Below are 18,733 nucleotides of genomic sequence, written 5' to 3' on the forward strand. Positions count from 1 at the left end.
CATTGAAAATAAATACAAGCGCTACTATTGACTATTAAAACAAGCGCCGCTAATATTCATCCATCGCAGCACAAACAGCGACCGGCCTACCGGGTCCAGCTCCACAGGAGCGCAGCAGGTTTGTGCACCACGCGATGGGTGCCAAGTGATCGAGCCAGCACCGACCGTTCAGTGATGGGCGCAAGCCCGATGCGTCATCGTCGGTGCCGGGTGAACCGGTGTGCAGTGGATGTGAGTCCGGGGATCGATCGCGTGGGCGGTGACGATGGAGCAACTCAGTAGGCCACCTTAGCCCTCAACAAGCTCTAGGCACATGAAACGCGCGGACCCAGTGCAACGCGAGAGACCAGAGCACTCAACACACCAGCAGCCACGCGCTGCGAAGGAGAACACATGCGAGACACATAGGCCGGCAGACCCGGCCCAGCCTCTGCCAGTCACAGGCAGGCGTAGAAGGCCGCACGACAGCCGGCACGGGATCAAAGTTGGCCGATGGTTTGAGGAGTCACCCGCCCTCTTACACCAGATGACGCCGCCAAAGCTTCAAGACCGCAGCCGCGGCGCCGCGCCCTGAGCGAGATCAGGGCGAAAACACAAGCAGCTTCTTCGGAGGCTGTTTCTGTTTTCACCAAGGAGCAATGCATGGCAATCGAAGGCACCACATTCACAGTCTCCGGCACCAGCGACTACCCGGTGTGCGACTGCTGCGGCAAGACAAACCTGACGCGCGCCGTGATGGTCCGCAACGAGTGCGGCGAAGAGTTCAACGTCGGCTGCATCTGTGCGTCGAAGGTGCTACGCCAGTGCTACCGAGGCAAAAAGCATCGCATCAGCACGGCGGCTGTCATCTCCATCGGCAAGGCTGCACTTGCCAGCAAGGAATGGCAGGAGCGCAACGGCTACGGTTCGGCAAGCTTCCAGCTGGTGGCCGCATGAAAGTCGCCAAGCTCAACGACAAGCGCAAGCAGGTCCAGCGCGCGAACTACAAGGCGGCAGTGCTGGACGCTTTCGATGCACTGCTCCCCGCTGGGCGAAAGCAGCGGCAAGCAGGCAAGCCTCAACGACTCGACACAGACGCCGAAGTCCGGCGCAAGGCGCGGCAACAGCTCTGAGCACCCCGGAATCACCGCGTATAGGCGCGCGGCCTGGCACGGGCAAATGCCAGGGGCCATATCCAGAGGGAAGCTGCCTCAAGCCGAACAGCACACGGAAGCAGATAGTGATCTGCGAACCCCTGCCAGGTGGGGCCATCACGCAGGCAGATTGGCAAGACCTGAGCCACGGTACGGCAGCGAATGCGCGCACGACGTGGAAGCCGGGGCCAGCAATGGCGAAGTGAAGCCTTCGTCCAGTCTGCCTCCGTGATGGCGTGACCGGGTCAACTCCGGCAAAGGGTGGAAGTCCCGGGCGCAAGCCCACCACAACCCTCGACGCTGCTTCAAGCGGGCCATCTTCAACAACGGGCCAGCGGCCCAAACGAAAAACTATTTGCCAAACTGAAATGACTGTATAGAATCACACCACTGTTTAAATAAACACCATTTGCAGAAACTGTCCCGGCTGGATAGATGCCGGGGCCATCATTGAAGTGGCGGCGTGGATGGACACGCGGGACCGTAGAGCGAAGCGATGCACAAACGCGACGCGCGGCGCCAAGAGCTGGAATCAAGCCCAGCCCGCTTCAATGATGGTCAAGCCAGCTCGCGTAAGTACGCGCCGCACTGGTCAGGCTGGGCAGATGAGGGCCCGCCGCCATCTCTTTTTTCCGGCCCGTTCGCGGGCTTCCTTGTTTTCAGCCGCGCCCGGCTCCTCCGTCCTCCCTCCTCCTATCTTTCCGGGCATCACGCGGCTCTTTATTCGCATCATGACCTACTACCACCCCGCCATCGCGCAGCGGGTGCTCTGCACATCTGCGGTAGCCCTCGGGCTCCCAGCGCCAGCAGCCCTGCCGCCACTTTCACCCGATGAGCTGCGCCAGCTGCTCAACAACCACCCCGCGCGGCCAGAAGGCAGCGCAGACGCAATCTGAGGAACCCGTATGCCTAAGCCATTCGCCAAACTCTTCGACCATCCTGAAATTGGCCAGGTGCTCGTGCAGCGCTCGAGCAACGAGGAAGACACGCCGGGTATCCGCATCACTTTCGACCCGGGAGTCGAAGAGCTGCAGCCCTGCCACCTATTTCTCGGAGTCGGCGGCATTGATGACGACGCGGCCAACGAGGCCGCAGACACGCTCCTGATGAACCTCACTGAGGACATGGCGGTGTCAGCTGCAAAGCAGCAGATACAGCAGATACAGCAGATCAAGCAAATGTTCCAAGCCGCCCACTGAGGCGGTTTTCTCTTTCTGGAGCACCAATGACCAACTCCAACCGCAAGATGTTCGAGAGCGGCGAGGCCAAGCGCGCCGATGCAGTGCAGGTCCGCTATGAGAGCATCCACATCGAGCCCGGCTTCAACCTGCGCCAGCAAGACGACGCGCTCGAAGAGAGCATCGAATCCCTCGCCCGCCACATCATCGCGGGTGGCCGCATCCCGCCGCTGGAAGTGCGTATACGGCCCGAGGGCGGTGTGTGGGTCGTGGATGGCCACCGCCGCCACGCAGCGCTCGGGCGCGCCCTGGAGCGTGGTGCGGCGCTGCGCAACCCCAAGGACGGCGAAGCCTGGATCCACATCGTCTACTTCGAGGGCAACGACGCGGACCGCACGGCGCGCATCATCACCAGCGCCGCAAACAAGCACCTCAAGGCCCTGGAGATTGCGGAAGGCTACAAACGGCTGCGCGCGTTCGGCTGGACGGCGGCGCAGATCGCGGGAAAGGTCGGCAAGACGCCAGAGCATGTCTTGCAACTGCTGGCCCTGGGCGATGCGAACAGCGATGTGCAGCAGCTGGTCAACGCTGGGAAGGTATCGGCCACGCGGGCAGCCAACACGGCGCGAAAGCACGGCGAGCAGGCCGGCGCACTACTTGGTCAGCAGCTCGAGTCCGCCGTGGCGCAGGGCAAGACCCGCGTCACCGCAGCCACCGTCGCTGGGCCGCGAGCCAAGACAGCCGAGTTGCGCAAGGACGCGGGCCGGCTGGATTTCTTGGTCGAAGAAGGCGCCATCGTCCGGCACGGCGGAAAGGTGGATCTCGCATCCCCCGAGCCTGGGCAGCAAGGCTACTGGCTTGAATGGCCTGCCACTGACATCACCCAGCCCGGCGTCTTCGCCACCGCCCGCGATGCCATCGACGCAGCGACCAGCGCCAGCAAGTAGCCACCCCACCCCGACACAGCCGGCCCGCATCTGCGGGCATTTTCTTTGGAGCGCGCCATGAGCACCCGCATGCCCTTCCCTGCTGACGTGAACCCCGACCCAGACGCTGAGTACCCGCGCAGCATGGCCCAGGCCTTCCCCTTTGATCCGCGTCTCACCCCGCAGCCCAGCCGCCTCGATCTCTTGAATCACCCCGGCCTCTGGATTGCCATCCTGCTGGTCGCGCTGGCCTGTCTGACCTTGACCAGCTGCAGCAGCGCCGAGGCCCAGGAGCCCAGCGCCAGCGCGGCAGATCAGCGGCACGCGGCCAGCAGCGCGCGCGCCTGCCCACCTGGCCAGCATGTCGACTGGGAGGACGCCACCACGATGCGATGCCTCAAGCACCTCCCGTGACCGACCCCATCGCCAAGCGCCAGCGCGCCAAGCAGGCCTGCACCATGACCGGGGACCACGCCTGGCACTGGGCCGAGAACGTCCAGCAGCCCACCAGCAAGGCCAAGCGCCTGACCGTCACCACCAAAGGCTTCTACCAGTGCGCATGCGGTGCGACCCAGATGGGCCCCAAGCAGCGCCAGCCACCGAAGGCGAAGAAGAAGCCGCGCTGAATCCCACCAACGCCCTGCCAGAGCGGGCACTCATTCCTGATCACCATGTTTAAACACCTCATCATCTATCGCATCGCCTCCACCTGGCAGGCCGACCTGGCCGCCGTCGAAGAATCCCTGGCGCGCACGCCCTTCACCCCATGCGGCCCCACGCAGGAACGCTCTGCAGGCTGGGTGCCGCCCCGTGGCGAAGAAGAAGGCCTGTTTGCCGAGTCCGTCGGCGGCCAATGGATCCTGCGCTTCATGAGCGAGGCCAAGATGCTGCCCGCCAGCGTGCTCAACCGCAAGGTGCAGGAGAAGGCCGACGCGATCGAGCGCGAAACGGGCCGCAAGCCCGGCAAAAAGGAAAAGCAGGAGTTCAAGGACGAGGCCAAGCTCGACCTGCTGCCCATGGCGTTCACAAAGCAAGGGGGAATGTGGATCTGGGTCGACCCCGCCGCGCGCTTCTTGGTGCTCGATACCAGCAGCCAGACGCGCGCCGATGAAGTCGTGACGCTGCTGGTCGACGCCCTGCCCGGCTTTGACGTTGCCCTGCTCGACACGCAGACCAGCCCGCAAGCCGCCATGGCGCACTGGCTCACCAGCCAAGAGCCGCCAGTGGGCTTCACCGTTGATCAGGAGTGCGAGCTGAAGGCTGCGAGCGAGATGAAGTCGACGGTGCGTTACGGCAGGCACCCGCTCGACATCGATGAGGTCAAGGCGCATATCGAAGCCGGCAAGCTCCCCGCCAAGCTGGCGCTCACCTGGGATGACCGGGTTTCGCTGCTGCTGACCGAGAACCTGCAGGTCAAGAAGCTCACGTTCCTCGAAACCGTGTTCGATGGCCAGGACGAAGGCGGATTCGACGCAGACGTGGCGATTGCCACGGGCGAGCTCAGCAAACTGCTGCCCGACCTGATCGAAGCCCTGGGCGGAGAAGGCCGCACGGTGCTGGGCGAAGGCCTGCCCGCCGCACTGCAGCAACCAAAGGAGTCGCCATGAAAGTCATTCAAGCCCACGTGCTGCTCGCCATCCACATAACCGACCTGCCGGACATGGAAGACCTATCGGTTTTGGTCGAGGCCGGCGAAACCTCCCTCTACCCCGCACAGCTCATCGTGCGCGCCAGCTCGCGCACCTGGAATGCGCCCCTGTTCTGCAGCGAGGAAGACCCCGTTGTCCACCTGTCACGAATGACCGAAGGCCGATTGCGCGATGCCCTCGAATTCAGCCGGCCATTTACCAGCCGCGATGCGCAGCAGGTCCGCAGTATGACCTCCGACTTGGCGAAAGTTATTCCCGCCGCCGTCCGGGTCCACCTTGAGCGCCTGCAACCAGCGCCAGCCACACAGGAGGCTTGCCGATGAGCTGCCAGCCCAAAGGCTCCATGTGCATGGCCTGCAGCAACGGCAGCGCCGCTTGCGGCCAGCGTGACTTCGGCGCAATGTCCGTCATTCAGGTCTATCCCGATGGCGTGAAGGCCGTGAAGTGCAGCGGGCACCGCGCGGCCCAGCCGGCACCCGCACGACGCTGCATCAGCTGCGGCGCTGCGGCGCCTGCGAACCTCGAAGAAGGTCAGGGCCTGCCCTGCGGCCACTAAACCTCCCGCCACCAAAACAAGGAAGCAAAAATGCTCAAGAAAGTACTTTGGATGCTGCTCGCTTTCGTGCTCAGCCGACCCGTTGTGGCTCGTTGGGTCATCCGCCGCGCGCAGCGCACGCCCTATTTCCCCATCCTCGGGCGCGGGAACGACACCCTGTACATGGATCGCTGGTGGCTGTTCAACGCCTACGGCAAGACACCGGAAGGCAGAACCGCGCCGGCGCGCTGGCCGGGGCTGCCTAGTATCCGCGTGCACCACATCTGCCAGCCCGACGACGACGACCATGAACACGATCACCCGTGGGATGCCCGCACGATCATTCTCAAGGGCTGGTATGTCGAAGAGCGCCGCACACACGCCCAGGCCACGCGCGTGATGCGCGCAGGCCAGACGGCGCCAATCGTGGCTGGTCAGTTCCACCGGATCGCGCGCGTCAGCGACGGCGGCGCCTTCACCTTGTTCTTAACCTGGCGCTACGTCGAAGACTGGGGCTTCTGGGTCGGTAACCGCAAGGTCGCCTGGCGGGAATACCTAGCCAGCCGTGGCGGCTGACCCCCTCGAAGAAGGCGAAAGCCCTCCCTGCGGCTGCCCCTGAGCCTGAACACATCAACCGGCCCGCCTTGAGCGGGCTTTTTCATGGCCGCTTACTACAACGAATTCGACCCGTATGCGGCCCAGTGGCTGCGCAACCTCATAACTGCCGGCCACATCGCGCCAGGCGTCGTAGACGAAAGGAGCATCGAAGATGTTCACCCCTCAGACCTGCGCGGATTCGAGCAGTGCCATTTCTTCGCCGGCATCGGAGTCTGGTCCCTGGCCCTGCGCCGCGCCGGCTGGCCCGATGACCGACCTGTTTGGACCGGTTCCTGTCCTTGCCAACCTTTCAGCCAGGCAGGCGAAGGCGCTGGGTTTGATGACGAGCGGCACCTTTGGCCGCACTTTCAGTGGCTCATCGCGGAGCGGCGGCCTCCAGTCGTCTTTGGAGAACAGGTTGCGAGCCGTGACGCAGGCCCTTGGATCGACCTTGTACAAGATGACCTGGAAGGCTTGGGATACGGGGTCGGGGCGGTTGCGTTTCCGTCTGCGGGCATCGGTGCCCCGCACATCCGCGACCGGCTCTACTGGATGGCCCACGCCAGCGGCAAGCGACGGAGCGGGCGGCAAGGGATTTCGCCCGGGCGTATCGATGACTGGGCGAATGCCGGACGGTGGCAAGGTGACGATGGACTTATCCGCAGCAACCAAGCTGGCGTTCTCTCATCTTGCAGGCTGGAACACGCCGGACAGCACGATGACGCAAGCCAAGGCGCGGCCGCCAGTCCTGGGCAACCGCAAACCGACCGATCCGCAGATCTCGCTCGCGGACCAGGCCTTCCACTTGGCCGGCTGGGGAACGCCCACAGCGAGCGAACCAGGGGGCACGGGGGATCAATACGTGGCGCGGTCAGTTGGGACAACGGGCAACGCGGCACCAACCATGCTGACACATCAGGTGCAGCCTTACCTGCCAGGCCCGGCCCGACGAACGGCCTCTGGCGAGATGCTGACTGGCTCTTCTGCCGGGATGGCAAGTGGCGGCCAGTTGAACCCAGCACATTCCCGCTGGCTCATGGGGCTCCCGCCCGAGTGGGACGCCTGCGCGCCTATGGAAACGCGATCAACGCTCAGCAAGCGCAAATCTTTATCGAAGCGGCCATGAGCTGCATGCCGTGACCGCCCACCAAATTATTGCCATCGAATAAACGGGGATAAATCCATGACCGACAAGACACAACCCACCACGCATGCGGAGATTACGGCGCCAATCTCCGCAGATTTGCGGCGAATGCCAGGTCTGAGCGAACAAGACGCCGGGCTGCTCGAGCAGGCCGCATCGATGCTTGAAGGGCTGCAAAACGACGAGCGCAACCGCGGCAACTGCTCCACGGCCGAGGGTGCTGGATGCAGCGCCGATGCAGTGCGGCGTCTTGCAGTGCAGCTGCTGCGATCCACCGAAACAGCGCAGTGCCTGCACCAGGGCGCGGAACCGGACAAGCACATGACCATCGGCCGCGCACTCCGTGAAGGTCTGCGCGCAGAGCCATGGATAAGCGGCGGACCAGGCGCTGCTGCGTGCGTTGGCCTGTGCGCAATACAGCTGCAAGGCTGGTGGCACACCGCAGAAACCGCAAAGGCATATGCCGACGCTTACAACCGAGGCGCGGACGACATGCGCGCCGCGTTGCAAGCCGCCCCACCAGCGCCAGCAGCCGTGGCAGTGCCGGCCGCGAGCGAGGTGCTGGACGCGCTGAACTATGTGGACGACTTCGTCGCGCGCTGCAATGGCGATGACCGTGGCTCTTGCGCATCGGTCAACCTGCTGCGCGCCGCGCTTGCCGCCGCCCCGACGCAGCCTGCTGCTTGGATGACGCCCGAGGGCGACCGCGTGGTGACCGAAGCGACGATGGCCAGCGCGCGCAAGGACGGCGGCGCAATGCTGTCGAGCCTGCGGCCATTCACCGTGGCGCTGGCCAGGGCCGCCGCCCCGGCGCAGGCCTGGCCGAGCGAGTGCGATTCGCCAGAGTTGTGCCAGGTGCATCGGGGGTGTGCCGGTCAGTACGGAACCAAGAACACTTGCCCCTCGTTCGCAGTGCTCAATCCCTGCAACTCCGCCGCCCCGGCGCAGGAGCATGCAACCCAGCTTGCGGGCCAGGACTTCGAGGTCATCGAAAAACTGCTGCGGCTGGCTCAGATCGTTGACCGCGCGGTCGAAGACTGGGGCGAGTCGTTCCCTGATGGGTCCTGCGATGTCAAGTTCCACAAGGACGAGGCCGTCAAGATGGAAGCCATCCTCGAATTCTTCGACAGCCTGCCAGATGCTCCCGAAGACGAAGGCGTGATTGAAAGCGGGCCGCTCAAAGCCGCGCGTGCGATTCGTGCCGCCGCGCCCGCCCAGGCGCAGGAGGATGCGCGCGATGCCGTGCGCGCGCTGATCGCTACGCATGCCGAAATGCTGGAAGACAACGCATACGCCTACTTCGAGCTGGCATACACCCGGCAGACCGGCTGGATGGCATGGATCACGGACAAACCGCTGTACGGCGCGCCTGTCGTCAACCCCGACCGCAAGGTGTTGGCGCAGTGCCAAGGCGACACTCCCGACGAAGCATGCGCCGAGGCAGCCCGCGCTGCGCAAGGGGGTGCGTGATGGAAGGAGTCACTCTCACCAATGCGAGCGCGGCAGACCGCAGCGCAACGGACTTTTACCCAACGCCCCCCGAGGCGACAGCAGTGCTTGCCGAGTGGATGGGACTGCGGGGACAGACGGTATGGGAGCCCGCTTGTGGCGCAGGGCACATGTGCCGCGCACTGGAGGAAGCTGGAGCGCGCGTGATCGCAACCGAGCTCCATGGGCAGCAGTACGGCGAAGCAGGTATCGACTATCTGACGGCGCCCCTTCCCGAAGGCGTAGATGCCATTGTCACCAACCCTCCATTCAAACTGGCCGAGGAATTCATCCGCCGCAGTGTTCAGCACGGCAAACCTTTCGCCATGCTGCTCAAGGGGCAATATTGGCACAGCGCCAAACGCCGCGCACTGTTCGAGTTGCACCGGCCAGCTGCAGTCCTCCCGCTCACCTGGCGCCCGGACTTCCACTTTGGCAGCAAAGGGGGCAGCCCAACCATGGAGGTGCTTTGGACGGTATGGAATGCGGCGCCCGCGGACTTGACCGTGTATTCGCCCCTCAAGCGCGCAGCAGCGCAGAAAGGCGGTGCGTGATGCGCACCCTGCACCTACCCCTGAAACGCGAGTACTTCGAGGCGATTCGCGACGGCACCAAGTTCGAGGAATACCGCCTGTGCACGCAGCACTGGGGCAAACGCCTCCAGCGCCAGCCGTTCGACCAGGTCGTGCTCACGCTGGGCTATCCGGCACGCGACGATCATGCCCGACGTCTGGTGCTGCCGTGGAAGGGCTACACGATCAAGACAATCACCCATCCGCACTTCGGCCCCGAGCCGGTCGAGGTGTTCGCCATAAACGTGAGAGGACAGCAATGACCACAGCACAAGACCAACAGAGCCGCGAGCTGCTGCCCTGCCCGTTCTGCGGCAAAGGCGCGCATTTTGAACACGATGCCGATGGCTGGCAATGGGTGGCGTGCGAAAGCTGCGGCATGGAGAGCAATCGCCGCGCCTCCCTCATGGATGATTGCAAGCCGTTGCTGGCCGGGGCATGGAACCGCCGCGCGCCGGCCTCGATAGAGCGCACGTACATCTGCCCCACCCGCACTGTCGGCGATCTGGTGAGCAACCTACTTCTGCTGGATCAGGCCCTACCCATCTACGGCACTCAGTACATCGAGCACCCACCCGGAAAGCGCCGCGCAATCACAGTCCCACCCACGGTGAGCCGCGAGAGGGTCAAGGATGGGCGGTGGATCGGAGAGGGAGACGAGTTAAACGCAGCCGTGATCTGGACGCGCGCAGAGGAGCCAGGCGCTCAAGAGCGCAAGCCGCTGACCGATGAGCAGATACGCGAATGGTGGGCCAGCGAGAACGGCCTTGGAGACTGCGACATGGGCAAGCTCGTTGACTTCACCGCTGTGGTTCGTTCGGTCGAAGCCAAGCTCGGCATCACAGGAGGTGGCCATGGCGGAAATTAAGCAGTTCCGGCGCCCACTCCCGCCAATGGATCAGGCCGAGAGCGCGCAGAAGTACAACGCCGTGCTGCAGCAGTATGTGCTCGACCGCAAGCACCTTGCGGAATGGCTGCGGCAGCAAGCCGATTTGATCGAGTCCGATCGCGTCGAGGTCGAGCCTCGCGCGGCAATATTGGTTCTTTCCGGTTCCCGAGCGAGTGAAACCCTACATCTTGGCTTTGGCAGAGAGGGCGGGCCAACCATCGCCAACGCTTTCCGCGCCGCGCGCAGCCTGCTCAACCAGTACGGAAGCGGCAAGGTCAATAGCGTTTTCATCCACCCCATGGAGCCCGCCCCATGAGCCGCCGCAAACGAGAGCGCCGCGACAAGCGCGCGCCCATCCCCGACTTTGACCAGCCCGCCCAGCAAGCGGGCTTTTTTAGGCCTGAATCATGAAACACAAAGTTACAGAGCAACCATCTGCAGGCACTACCGTGCAGGCCGTTGAACCCGTTTGGGTGCGCGCCGAGAAGTATTTCGAGCTTACCGGCACCCCTGTCGAAACTGTCCGCCACTACCGCAAGAAAGGCTGGTGGTTGGCGGGAAAACACATTGCCACCGTGGCAAATCGGTTGCACGTCAATATCAAGGAAGCAGACGCATGGATCGCAAGACAAGCCACACAACCCCACCGGGGGTAACCCTCCGAGAAATGAAGTCTGGGCCGCGGCTGCAGATATTTTTCACCTTTGGTGGTGAGCAATGCCGCGAGCTCATGCCCGAAGGCCCAATTACCAAGAACGCCATCCAATACGCAGCCAATCTGCGCAATGAAATCCGCCGAAAAATTGCCGATGGCAAGTTCGAATATGCCGACTATTTTCCGGAAAGCCCCAAGGCGAAGCGCCCCGCCCCGGGGGCTTCTCTCATGGAGGACATGCTGGACAAGCAACTGGCGCTGTACCAGAAGCAGGTGTTGAACGGGAAAATGAGCAAGGCCACTTGCAACGGCTACGCCAAGAGCATCGCGGGTGAGCGCATGCGCCATTGGCACGGCTGGAAGCTGCACGAGGTCACTCCCAGTGCCCTGCGCGACTGGGTAAGCGAGATGGATTGCACAAGCAAGGCCATCCGCAATATGCTGATTCCGCTTCGATCCGTCATGGAAGATGCGCTCAACGATGGGCTGATCGAGTTCAACCCTTTTGACCGCATCGCGCTGGTGAAGCTGATCCGCCAGACCAGCAAAGCGAGTGATTACGTGATCCAGCCTTTCACACAGACTGAGCGCGTCACCATCCTTGAGGCATGCCGGTTCGATGAGCGGCCAATGTTCCAGTTCTGGTTCAATACTGGCCTGCGCCCTGGCGAGCTTCAGGCGCTGGAGTGGCGGCACATCGATTTTGACAAGGCCACAGCGCGAATCGAACAAAACCAGGTAGCAGGCGTGCTCAAGGCGCCAAAAACTGCGGCCGGCATCCGAACAGTCGACCTCAACCCCGACGCGTTGGACGCGTTGAGGGCGCAGAAGCCCATGAGCCAGCTGCGCGGGGAACGGATTTGGCTCAACCCACGGACGCTGAAACCATGGGATACAGATGCTCAGATTCGCAAGACGGCATGGCTGCCCATCATGGCCAGGTCAGGCATTGAGTACCGCAACCCCTACCAAATCCGGCATACCTACGCGTCAACGATGCTGACCGCCGGCGCCAACCCATGGTACGTGGCCCAGCAGCTTGGGCACGAAGACGTTGAGATGGTGTTTCGCACCTATGGCAAGTTCATCCGCGAGGACTACCAGAAGCCCAAGGCCATACTCCAGGCTGTCGGCTGAAGCGGCCCGTGCATTTTCGGTGCATTTTCGGTGCATTCGAGCGCACCAGCCTGCACTATCTGAGCACAAAAAAAACCGCCCTGCACTGGGCTTTACCTAGTGCAGGGCGGTGTATGGTGGTGGAGCTGGCGGGAATTGAACCCGCGTCCGCAAGCCTTTACCGGGCAGATCTACATGTTTAGTGTTCTGATTTGAGTCTCGCCTCGGTCACCGCGCAGACACACGCTGTGAACAAAGCCAGTACCCTATTTTCTTGTTCCATACCAAGGTACCCGGCACAGAACCAGTTGATGAAAATTCCTTTGCAGCCTGGAAGTCTTGCGACCCCCTTGCCCAGCCCATCAACGTGCTGTTGCAAAGCTCACCGGATTAAGCGGCGAGTGCGAAACGTTCGTCGTTTGCAGTTAGTTTTTTTGAACGGAGATTTACGAGCGTCATTCAAGCTCGACATGCACCACACCGGCTCCGAACCCACGTCGAAACCAGGACAGCCCCATGAAGCACATTTTAGGCTACATCGAGCCATTGCAAGAGCTCGTGGGGGTATTTAATTGCAGCGTCGGCGCCCCAGTGCTCGGTGGCGTCGACTGCGCCGAGGTAGCCGTAGAGGGCGGCGACGGTTTTCATGCCGGCGGCGCGGCCGGCGACGATGTCGCGTTCGTCGTCGCCCACGTAGATGCAGGCCTCAGGCGGCAGCCCCAGGCGGCTCGCGGCTTCAAAAAGTGGCGCGGGGTGTGGCTTGGCATGGGGCGTGGTGTCACCGCTCACGACGGCGCGCGCGCCGTTGAGCAAAGGCATGGCGCGCGTCAGCGGGTCGGTAAAGCGTGAGGATTTGTTGGTGACAATGCCCCACAGCAGGCCGCGCGCCTCGATGTCGGCCAGCAGCTGGGCGACGCCGTCAAAGGCATAGGTGGTCTGCGTCATGCGCGCTTCGTAGTTGCGAAAGAACTCTTCGCGCAACGTGTCGTAGTCGGGGGTTTCGGGCGTGATGCCGAAGGCCACGCCCAGCATGCCGCGTGCACCGGCACCGGCCATGGGGCGGTAGTTTTCCGCGGGCAGCGAGGGCAAGCCGCGCTCGGTGCGCATCTGGTCGGCGGCGGCGCCCAGGTCGGGGGCGCTGTCGATCAGGGTGCCGTCGAGGTCGAACAAGACGGCTTGTATTCCCTTGAATGCCATGCTCATTGCGCAGGCCTCTGGGTGGCGATCATGTAGTTGACGCTGGTGTTGGCGCTGAGCCAGTAGCGGCCCGTGATCGGGTTGTGCTGCAGGCCCTTGGCGTGCAGCACGTTGAGCCCCGCGCTGCGGCAGAAGCCGGCAAGCTCGCTGGGCTTGATCATTTTTGCGTACTCGTGCGTACCACGTGGCAGCAGGTTGAGCAAGTATTCGGCTGCAACAATTGCTTGCGCAAAAGATTGAACGTTTCTATTCAAGGTCGAAAAAAAGACCCATCCACCGGGTTTTACGAGCTCGGCGCAGGCCTTTACCACCGATTCCGGGTCGGGAACATGCTCCAGCATCTCCATGCAGGTGACCACATCGAAGCTCGCGGGCTGGCGTTCGGCCAGGGTTTCGACAGCCACTTCCTCGTAGCGTATGCGCGGCGTTTCGGCTTCCAGCGCATGCAGCTGGGCCACGCGCAGCGACTTTGTTGCCAGATCGATGCCGGTCACGACGGCGCCTTTGCGCGCCATGGAATCGGCCAGAATGCCGCCGCCGCAGCCCACATCAAGCACGTCGCGGTCATGCAGCGGGGCAATGCCGTTGATCCATTCCAGGCGCAGCGGGTTGATCTGGTGCAGGGGCTTGAATTCGCTTTCGGTGTCCCACCAGTGGTGGGCCAGATCGGAGAACTTGGCCAATTCGGCCGGGTCGACGTTGATGGCGTCTTGCATCGGTTCAATTCCTTCACGCTGCATTGTTCAAGGGCATAAACAATACCGCACCCTTGCTCACTTGGCGTCGCCGGCCGGGAGGCAAGGCCCCCCAAGGTCGCGGCGACCATAAAAAAAGCCCCGTCTCCGGGGCTTTTTAGGGTAATCCGGAGATTACTGAGCGGCGCGGGTGCCCACCACTTCGATTTCCACGCGACGGTTCTTCGCGCGGCCTTCGGCGGTCTTGTTGTCGGCGACGGGTTGCTTTTCGCCCTTGCCTTCAGTGTAGACGCGGTTCTTTTCGATGCCCTTGGAAACCAGGTAGGTCTTCACGGCTTCGGAACGACGCACGGACAGCTTCTGGTTGTAAGCATCGGAGCCAACGGAGTCGGTGTGACCCACGGCAATGATGACTTCCAGGTTCACGCCCTTGACCTTGGAGATCAGGTCGTCGAGCTTTTCCTTGCCAGCTGGCTTCAGAACGGACTTGTCGAAGTCAAAGAACGCGTCAGCTGCGTAGGTGACCTTGGTCGCGACTGCAGGAGCAGGTGCGGGTGCGGGTGCCGGTGCGGGAGCGACCACTGCAGGAGCGGGAGCAACAGCCACGGGTGCGGGCTTCAGAGCACCGTCGCAATCGGCAGCAGCCGTTGCAGGTGTCCAGTTGGCATCGCGCCAGCACAGTTCGTTCGTGCCATTCTTCCAGACCAGCTCGCTGGTACCGTTTTGCCAGTTGTCGATCACATTACCGCCATTGGCAGCCTTGACTTGAGCGCCAGCAGCCGTAGCCAGTGCGGCGCAGGCAAACAACATTGCAACTTTGTTCAGTTTCTTCATGGTTCTCCTCTTGGGGAAAAAGCCGCAGCCGCGCTGCGTATTTGTGGACGTCATTAGTGGCCATCACCAAGAACGTTGGAAATGATTGTGCCATACGTAACATGCGAATGACCCGGGCTCGACGGTGGGGTCGGTGCGACAAAAGCGTAATTCGCGGGATATGTTGCGCAGCAACTACAGCCCAATGACTCTAAAATGAGCCTCCCTTGCCGTCAAAGTCGCAGTCCATGACCCAGTTTGCCAAAGAAACTCTGCCCATCAGCCTTGAAGAGGAGATGCGTCGCAGTTATCTCGATTACGCCATGAGCGTGATCGTGGGCCGCGCGCTGCCCGATGCACGCGATGGCCTCAAGCCGGTGCACCGTCGTGTTCTCTATGCCATGCATGAGCTGAACAACGACTGGAACCGCCCCTACAAGAAATCCGCGCGTATCGTCGGTGACGTGATCGGTAAATACCACCCGCACGGCGACTCCGCCGTGTACGACACCATCGTGCGCATGGCCCAGGACTTCTCCCTGCGCCACATGCTGGTCGACGGCCAGGGCAACTTCGGCTCGGTCGACGGCGACAGCGCCGCGGCGATGCGCTACACCGAAATCCGCCTGGCCAAGATCGCGCATGAAATGATTGCCGACATCGACAAGGAAACCGTCGATTTCGGCCCCAACTACGACGGCAGCGAACGCGAGCCGCTGGTCATGCCCAGCCGCCTGCCCAATCTGCTGGTCAACGGCTCCTCCGGCATTGCCGTGGGCATGGCCACCAACATTCCGCCGCACAACCTCAACGAAGTCGTAGACGCCTGCCTGCACCTGCTGCAAAGCCCCGAAGCGACGATCGACGAACTGATGGAAATCGTGCCCGCGCCCGACTTCCCCACGGCCGGCATCATCTACGGCATCAACGGCGTCAAGGACGGCTACCGCACGGGCCGCGGGCGCGTCGTGATGCGCGCCAAGTGCCACTTCGAGGACATCGACCGCGGCCAGCGCCAGGCAATCATCGTCGACGAGCTGCCCTACCAGGTCAACAAGAAGACGCTGCAGGAGCGCATGGCCGAGCTGGTGCACGAGAAGAAGATCGAAGGCATCAGCCACATCCAGGACGAGTCCGACAAGTCGGGCATGCGCCTGGTGATCGAGCTCAAGCGCGGCGAAGTGCCCGAAGTGGTGCTCAACAACCTGTACAAGCAGACCCAGCTGCAGGACACCTTCGGCATGAACATGGTGGCGCTGATCGACGGTCAGCCGCGCCTTTGCAACCTCAAGGAACTGATTGCAGTCTTCCTCCAGCACCGCCGCGAAGTGATCACGCGCCGCACGGTGTTCGAGCTGCGCAAGGCACGCGACCGCGGCCATGTGCTCGAAGGCCTGGCCGTCGCGCTGGCCAACATCGATGACTTCATCGCCATCATCCGCAACGCGCCCACGCCTCCCGTGGCCAAGGCCGAGCTGATGACGCGCGCCTGGGACAGCAAGCTGGTGCGCGAGATGCTCACCCGCACGCGCGAAGACGGCGGCGTGGTGAGCGCCGACGACTACCGCCCCGAAGGTCTGGAAGTCGAGTTCGGCATGGGCAAGGACGGGCTGTACCGCCTGTCCGAAACCCAGGCCCAGGAAATCCTGCAGATGCGTCTGCAGCGCCTGACCGGCCTGGAGCAGGACAAGATCGTCGCCGAGTACAAGGACGTGATGGCGATGATCGAGGACCTGCTCGACATCCTGTCCAAGCCCGGCCGCGTGTCGGTGATCATCGGCGAGGAACTCACGGCGCTCAAGACCGAGTTCGGCCAGAGCAAGATCGGCGCGCGCCGCAGCAGCGTCGAATACAGCGCGCAGGACCTGTCGACCGAAGACCTGATCACGCCCACCGACATGGTGGTCACGCTGAGCCACACCGGCTACATCAAGAGCCAGCCGCTGTCCGAATACCGCGCGCAAAAGCGCGGTGGCCGCGGCAAGCAGGCGACGGCCACGAAGGAAGACGACTGGATCGACCAGCTGTTCATCGCCAACACGCACGACTACCTGCTGTGCTTCTCCAACCGCGGCCGCCTGTACTGGCTCAAGGTCTGGGAAGTGCCCGCGGGCTCGCGCGGCTCGCGCGGCCGCCCCATCGTCAACATGTTCCCGCTGCAGGAAGGCGAGAAGATCAACGTGGTGCTGGCGCTGACCGGCGAAATGCGCAGCTTCCCCGAGGACCGCTACGTGTTCATGGGCACCAGCATGGGCACCGTGAAGAAGACCGCGCTCAACGAGTTCAACAACCCGCGCAAGGCCGGCATCATTGCCGTCAACCTCGATGACGGCGACTACCTGATCGGCGCCGCGCTGACCGACGGCGCGCATGACGTGATGCTGTTCAGCGACGGCGGCAAGGCCGTGCGCTTCGACGAGAACGACGTGCGTCCGCTGGGCCGCCAGGCGCGCGGCGTGCGCGGCATGATGCTCGAGGAAGGCCAGAGCGTGATCGCGATGCTGGTGGCGGAAGACTCCGACACCAACCCGCAAAGCGTGCTCACCGCCACCCAGCACGGCTATGGCAAGCGCACCAGCATTTCCGAGTACACGCGCCACGGCCGCGGCACCAAGGGCATGATCGCCATCCAGCAATCCGAGCGCAACGGCAAGGTCGTTGCCGCCACGCTGGTGCGCGCCGATGACGAAATCATGCTGATCACCGACAAGGGTGTGCTGGTGCGCACGCGCGTCTCCGAGATCCGTGAGCTCGGCCGCGCGACCCAGGGCGTGACGCTGATCGCGCTGGACGACGGCTCGCAGCTCAGCGGCCTGCAGCGCATTGCCGAAAACGATGCCCAGGCTGTTGCCGAGGAGACCGAAGCCGAAGCCGGCGATACCTCCGCAGCGGACGGCAGCGACGCAGCGCCCCAGGCGTAACTCCTGCCACTCCCAAGCACGCCGGCAATGCCGGCGTGCCCGTTTACAGTTATCCCCCACGCACGGCCCAGCGCCGCCCTGCTCTTTTTCATTCCGGTAGACACCATGAATCGCCCCTACAACTTCTCCGCCGGCCCTGCTGCCATCCCTGCCGAGGTTCTGGAAACGGCCGCGGCCGAAATGCTCGACTGGCACGGCAGCGGCATGGGCGTGATGGAAATGAGCCACCGCGGCAAGGAATTCATCTCGATCTATGAGCAGGCCGAAGCCGACCTGCGCGAGCTGCTGGCCGTGCCCGCAAACTTCAAGATCCTGTTCATGCAGGGCGGCGGCCTGGCCGAGAACGCCATCGTTCCGCTGAACCTGTCGCATGCCGCCACGGTCGACTTCGTGCTCACCGGCAGCTGGAGCCAGAAGTCGGTCAAGGAAGCCGGCAAGTACGCAGCCCAGGCGCATGTCGCGGCCAGCGGCGAAGACAGCAACTTCACCGCCATTCCGCCCGCCGCCAGCTGGGACCTGAGCCGCGGCGCGAGCTATGTGCACATCTGCAGCAACGAAACCATTCACGGTGTCGAGTTCCATGAGCTGCCCGATCTGCAGGCCCTGGGCAGCGACGCTCCGCTGGTGATCGACTTCTCCTCGCATGTGGCCTCGCGCCCGGTCGACTGGAGCCGCGTGGGCCTGGCCTTCGGCGGCGCGCAGAAGAACATCGGCCCCGCGGGCCTGACCATCGTGATCGTGCGCGAAGACCTGCTGGGCCATGCGCTGCCGGCCTGCCCCAGCGCGTTCAACTACAAGACCGTGGCCGACAACCAGTCGATGTACAACACGCCGCCGACCTGGGGCATCTACATGGCCGGCCTGACCTTCCAGTGGCTCAAGCGCCAGCGCGAAGGCGAGCTCACGGGCATTGCCGCGATGGAGCAGCGCAACATCGCCAAGGCCGAGCTGCTGTACCGCAGCATCGACCAGTCGCAGCTGTACCTCAACAAGGTCGCGCCCAACTGCCGTTCGCGCATGAACATTCCGTTCTTCCTGCGCAACGAGGCGCTCAACGACGCCTTCCTGGCCGGCGCCAAGGAGCGCGGCCTGCTGCAGCTCAAGGGCCACAAGTCGGTGGGCGGCATGCGCGCCAGCCTCTACAACGCCATGCCGCTGGCCGGCGTCCAGGCGCTGGTCGACTACCTGCACGCTTTCGAACAACAACACGCCTGAGAGACTTTTC

At 63.2% G+C, this 18,733-nt stretch carries 23 protein-coding genes and 1 other RNA gene; 20 read left to right on the forward strand and 4 right to left on the reverse strand.

Translation table 11 applies throughout. The features are described 5' to 3' along the window. The first annotated feature begins 642 nt into the window (after positions 1 to 642). The 18 genes from ACSVDO_RS13060 (at position 643) to ACSVDO_RS13145 (ending at position 11,903) form a co-directional block, all read left to right on the forward strand. Positions 643 to 936 (forward strand): hypothetical protein, encoded by a 294-nt coding sequence (locus tag ACSVDO_RS13060; RefSeq protein WP_489592632.1) that lies wholly within the window; start codon positions 643 to 645, stop codon positions 934 to 936. After that, on the forward strand, positions 933 to 1,112 hold the full coding sequence (locus ACSVDO_RS13065; protein ID WP_489592634.1) for a hypothetical protein: 180 nt from the start codon (positions 933 to 935) through the stop codon (positions 1,110 to 1,112). The genes ACSVDO_RS13060 and ACSVDO_RS13065 overlap by 4 nt, the downstream gene beginning before the upstream one ends. Positions 1,113 to 2,038: 926 nt before the next feature. After that, complete coding sequence (locus tag ACSVDO_RS13070; protein ID WP_489592636.1) at positions 2,039 to 2,332, forward strand: hypothetical protein; 294 nt, start codon at positions 2,039 to 2,041, stop codon at positions 2,330 to 2,332. Positions 2,333 to 2,358: 26 nt separating this feature from the next. Next, positions 2,359 to 3,258, forward strand: coding sequence for a ParB/RepB/Spo0J family partition protein (locus ACSVDO_RS13075; RefSeq protein WP_489592637.1), 900 nt, complete (start codon positions 2,359 to 2,361; stop codon positions 3,256 to 3,258). A gap of 57 nt (positions 3,259 to 3,315) precedes the next feature. Then, positions 3,316 to 3,651: a hypothetical protein gene (locus ACSVDO_RS13080; RefSeq protein WP_489592639.1), complete on the forward strand. Its 336-nt coding sequence runs from the start codon at positions 3,316 to 3,318 to the stop codon at positions 3,649 to 3,651. Next, on the forward strand, positions 3,648 to 3,863 hold the full coding sequence (locus tag ACSVDO_RS13085) for a hypothetical protein (RefSeq protein WP_489592641.1): 216 nt from the start codon (positions 3,648 to 3,650) through the stop codon (positions 3,861 to 3,863). The genes ACSVDO_RS13080 and ACSVDO_RS13085 overlap by 4 nt, the downstream gene beginning before the upstream one ends. A 45-nt stretch (positions 3,864 to 3,908) precedes the next feature. After that, entirely contained in the window at positions 3,909 to 4,844 is a 936-nt protein-coding gene (locus ACSVDO_RS13090; protein WP_489592643.1) for a recombination-associated protein RdgC, read from the forward strand. Continuing rightward, positions 4,841 to 5,209, forward strand: a complete 369-nt coding sequence (locus ACSVDO_RS13095; RefSeq protein ID WP_489592645.1) for a hypothetical protein — start codon at positions 4,841 to 4,843, stop codon at positions 5,207 to 5,209. The genes ACSVDO_RS13090 and ACSVDO_RS13095 overlap by 4 nt, the downstream gene beginning before the upstream one ends. After that, positions 5,206 to 5,442 carry a hypothetical protein gene (locus ACSVDO_RS13100; RefSeq protein WP_489592647.1) on the forward strand — a complete coding sequence of 79 codons (237 nt, stop codon included), beginning with the start codon at positions 5,206 to 5,208 and terminating at the stop codon, positions 5,440 to 5,442. Before ACSVDO_RS13095 ends, ACSVDO_RS13100 begins: the two co-directional genes overlap by 4 nt. A 30-nt stretch (positions 5,443 to 5,472) precedes the next feature. Next, complete coding sequence (locus ACSVDO_RS13105; RefSeq protein WP_489592649.1) at positions 5,473 to 5,997, forward strand: hypothetical protein; 525 nt, start codon at positions 5,473 to 5,475, stop codon at positions 5,995 to 5,997. Between the two features lie 84 nt (positions 5,998 to 6,081). Further along, a complete protein-coding gene (locus tag ACSVDO_RS13110; RefSeq protein WP_489592651.1) occupies positions 6,082 to 7,158 on the forward strand; it encodes a DNA cytosine methyltransferase in 1,077 nt (358 codons plus the stop codon). A gap of 43 nt (positions 7,159 to 7,201) precedes the next feature. Continuing rightward, positions 7,202 to 8,632 (forward strand): hypothetical protein, encoded by a 1,431-nt coding sequence (locus ACSVDO_RS13115; protein WP_489592653.1) that lies wholly within the window; start codon positions 7,202 to 7,204, stop codon positions 8,630 to 8,632. A gap of 182 nt (positions 8,633 to 8,814) precedes the next feature. Continuing rightward, positions 8,815 to 9,204, forward strand: a complete 390-nt coding sequence (locus tag ACSVDO_RS13120) for a hypothetical protein (protein ID WP_489592655.1) — start codon at positions 8,815 to 8,817, stop codon at positions 9,202 to 9,204. After that, on the forward strand, positions 9,204 to 9,485 hold the full coding sequence (locus tag ACSVDO_RS13125) for an ASCH domain-containing protein (protein ID WP_489592657.1): 282 nt from the start codon (positions 9,204 to 9,206) through the stop codon (positions 9,483 to 9,485). The genes ACSVDO_RS13120 and ACSVDO_RS13125 overlap by 1 nt, the downstream gene beginning before the upstream one ends. After that, positions 9,482 to 10,090: a Lar family restriction alleviation protein gene (locus tag ACSVDO_RS13130; RefSeq protein ID WP_489592659.1), complete on the forward strand. Its 609-nt coding sequence runs from the start codon at positions 9,482 to 9,484 to the stop codon at positions 10,088 to 10,090. The genes ACSVDO_RS13125 and ACSVDO_RS13130 overlap by 4 nt, the downstream gene beginning before the upstream one ends. Further along, positions 10,077 to 10,427 carry a hypothetical protein gene (locus ACSVDO_RS13135; RefSeq protein WP_489592661.1) on the forward strand — a complete coding sequence of 117 codons (351 nt, stop codon included), beginning with the start codon at positions 10,077 to 10,079 and terminating at the stop codon, positions 10,425 to 10,427. Before ACSVDO_RS13130 ends, ACSVDO_RS13135 begins: the two co-directional genes overlap by 14 nt. 91 nt (positions 10,428 to 10,518) lie before the next feature. Then, positions 10,519 to 10,767, forward strand: a complete 249-nt coding sequence (gene xisR / locus ACSVDO_RS13140; RefSeq protein ID WP_489592662.1) for an excisionase family protein — start codon at positions 10,519 to 10,521, stop codon at positions 10,765 to 10,767. Further along, entirely contained in the window at positions 10,728 to 11,903 is a 1,176-nt protein-coding gene (locus ACSVDO_RS13145; RefSeq protein WP_489592664.1) for a site-specific integrase, read from the forward strand. Before xisR ends, ACSVDO_RS13145 begins: the two co-directional genes overlap by 40 nt. Positions 11,904 to 12,020: 117 nt before the next feature. Here the strand turns inward: ACSVDO_RS13145 and ssrA are convergent. The 4 genes from ssrA to ompA all read right to left on the reverse strand — a co-directional run bounded on the left by ssrA (position 12,021) and on the right by ompA (position 14,608). After that, positions 12,021 to 12,398, reverse strand: a transfer-messenger RNA (tmRNA) gene (gene ssrA / locus ACSVDO_RS13150). A gap of 12 nt (positions 12,399 to 12,410) precedes the next feature. Beyond that, positions 12,411 to 13,085 carry an HAD family hydrolase gene (locus ACSVDO_RS13155; RefSeq protein ID WP_332548305.1) on the reverse strand — a complete coding sequence of 225 codons (675 nt, stop codon included), beginning with the start codon at positions 13,083 to 13,085 and terminating at the stop codon, positions 12,411 to 12,413. Beyond that, positions 13,082 to 13,795 (reverse strand): bifunctional 2-polyprenyl-6-hydroxyphenol methylase/3-demethylubiquinol 3-O-methyltransferase UbiG, encoded by a 714-nt coding sequence (ubiG, locus tag ACSVDO_RS13160; protein ID WP_489592666.1) that lies wholly within the window; start codon positions 13,793 to 13,795, stop codon positions 13,082 to 13,084. Before ubiG ends, ACSVDO_RS13155 begins: the two co-directional genes overlap by 4 nt. A 153-nt stretch (positions 13,796 to 13,948) precedes the next feature. After that, positions 13,949 to 14,608 carry an outer membrane protein OmpA gene (ompA, locus tag ACSVDO_RS13165; protein WP_332548303.1) on the reverse strand — a complete coding sequence of 220 codons (660 nt, stop codon included), beginning with the start codon at positions 14,606 to 14,608 and terminating at the stop codon, positions 13,949 to 13,951. A 227-nt stretch (positions 14,609 to 14,835) separates the two neighbouring features. Here ompA and gyrA point away from each other — a divergent pair, with 227 nt between their 5' ends. Both gyrA and serC read left to right on the forward strand, forming a co-directional pair. Beyond that, on the forward strand, positions 14,836 to 17,508 hold the full coding sequence (gyrA, locus tag ACSVDO_RS13170; protein ID WP_489592668.1) for a DNA gyrase subunit A: 2,673 nt from the start codon (positions 14,836 to 14,838) through the stop codon (positions 17,506 to 17,508). Positions 17,509 to 17,613: 105 nt separating this feature from the next. Continuing rightward, positions 17,614 to 18,723 carry a 3-phosphoserine/phosphohydroxythreonine transaminase gene (gene serC, locus ACSVDO_RS13175; protein ID WP_489592669.1) on the forward strand — a complete coding sequence of 370 codons (1,110 nt, stop codon included), beginning with the start codon at positions 17,614 to 17,616 and terminating at the stop codon, positions 18,721 to 18,723. Positions 18,724 to 18,733: the final 10 nt, after the last annotated feature.

This window comes from Comamonas sp. DB36, from assembly GCF_057914905.1.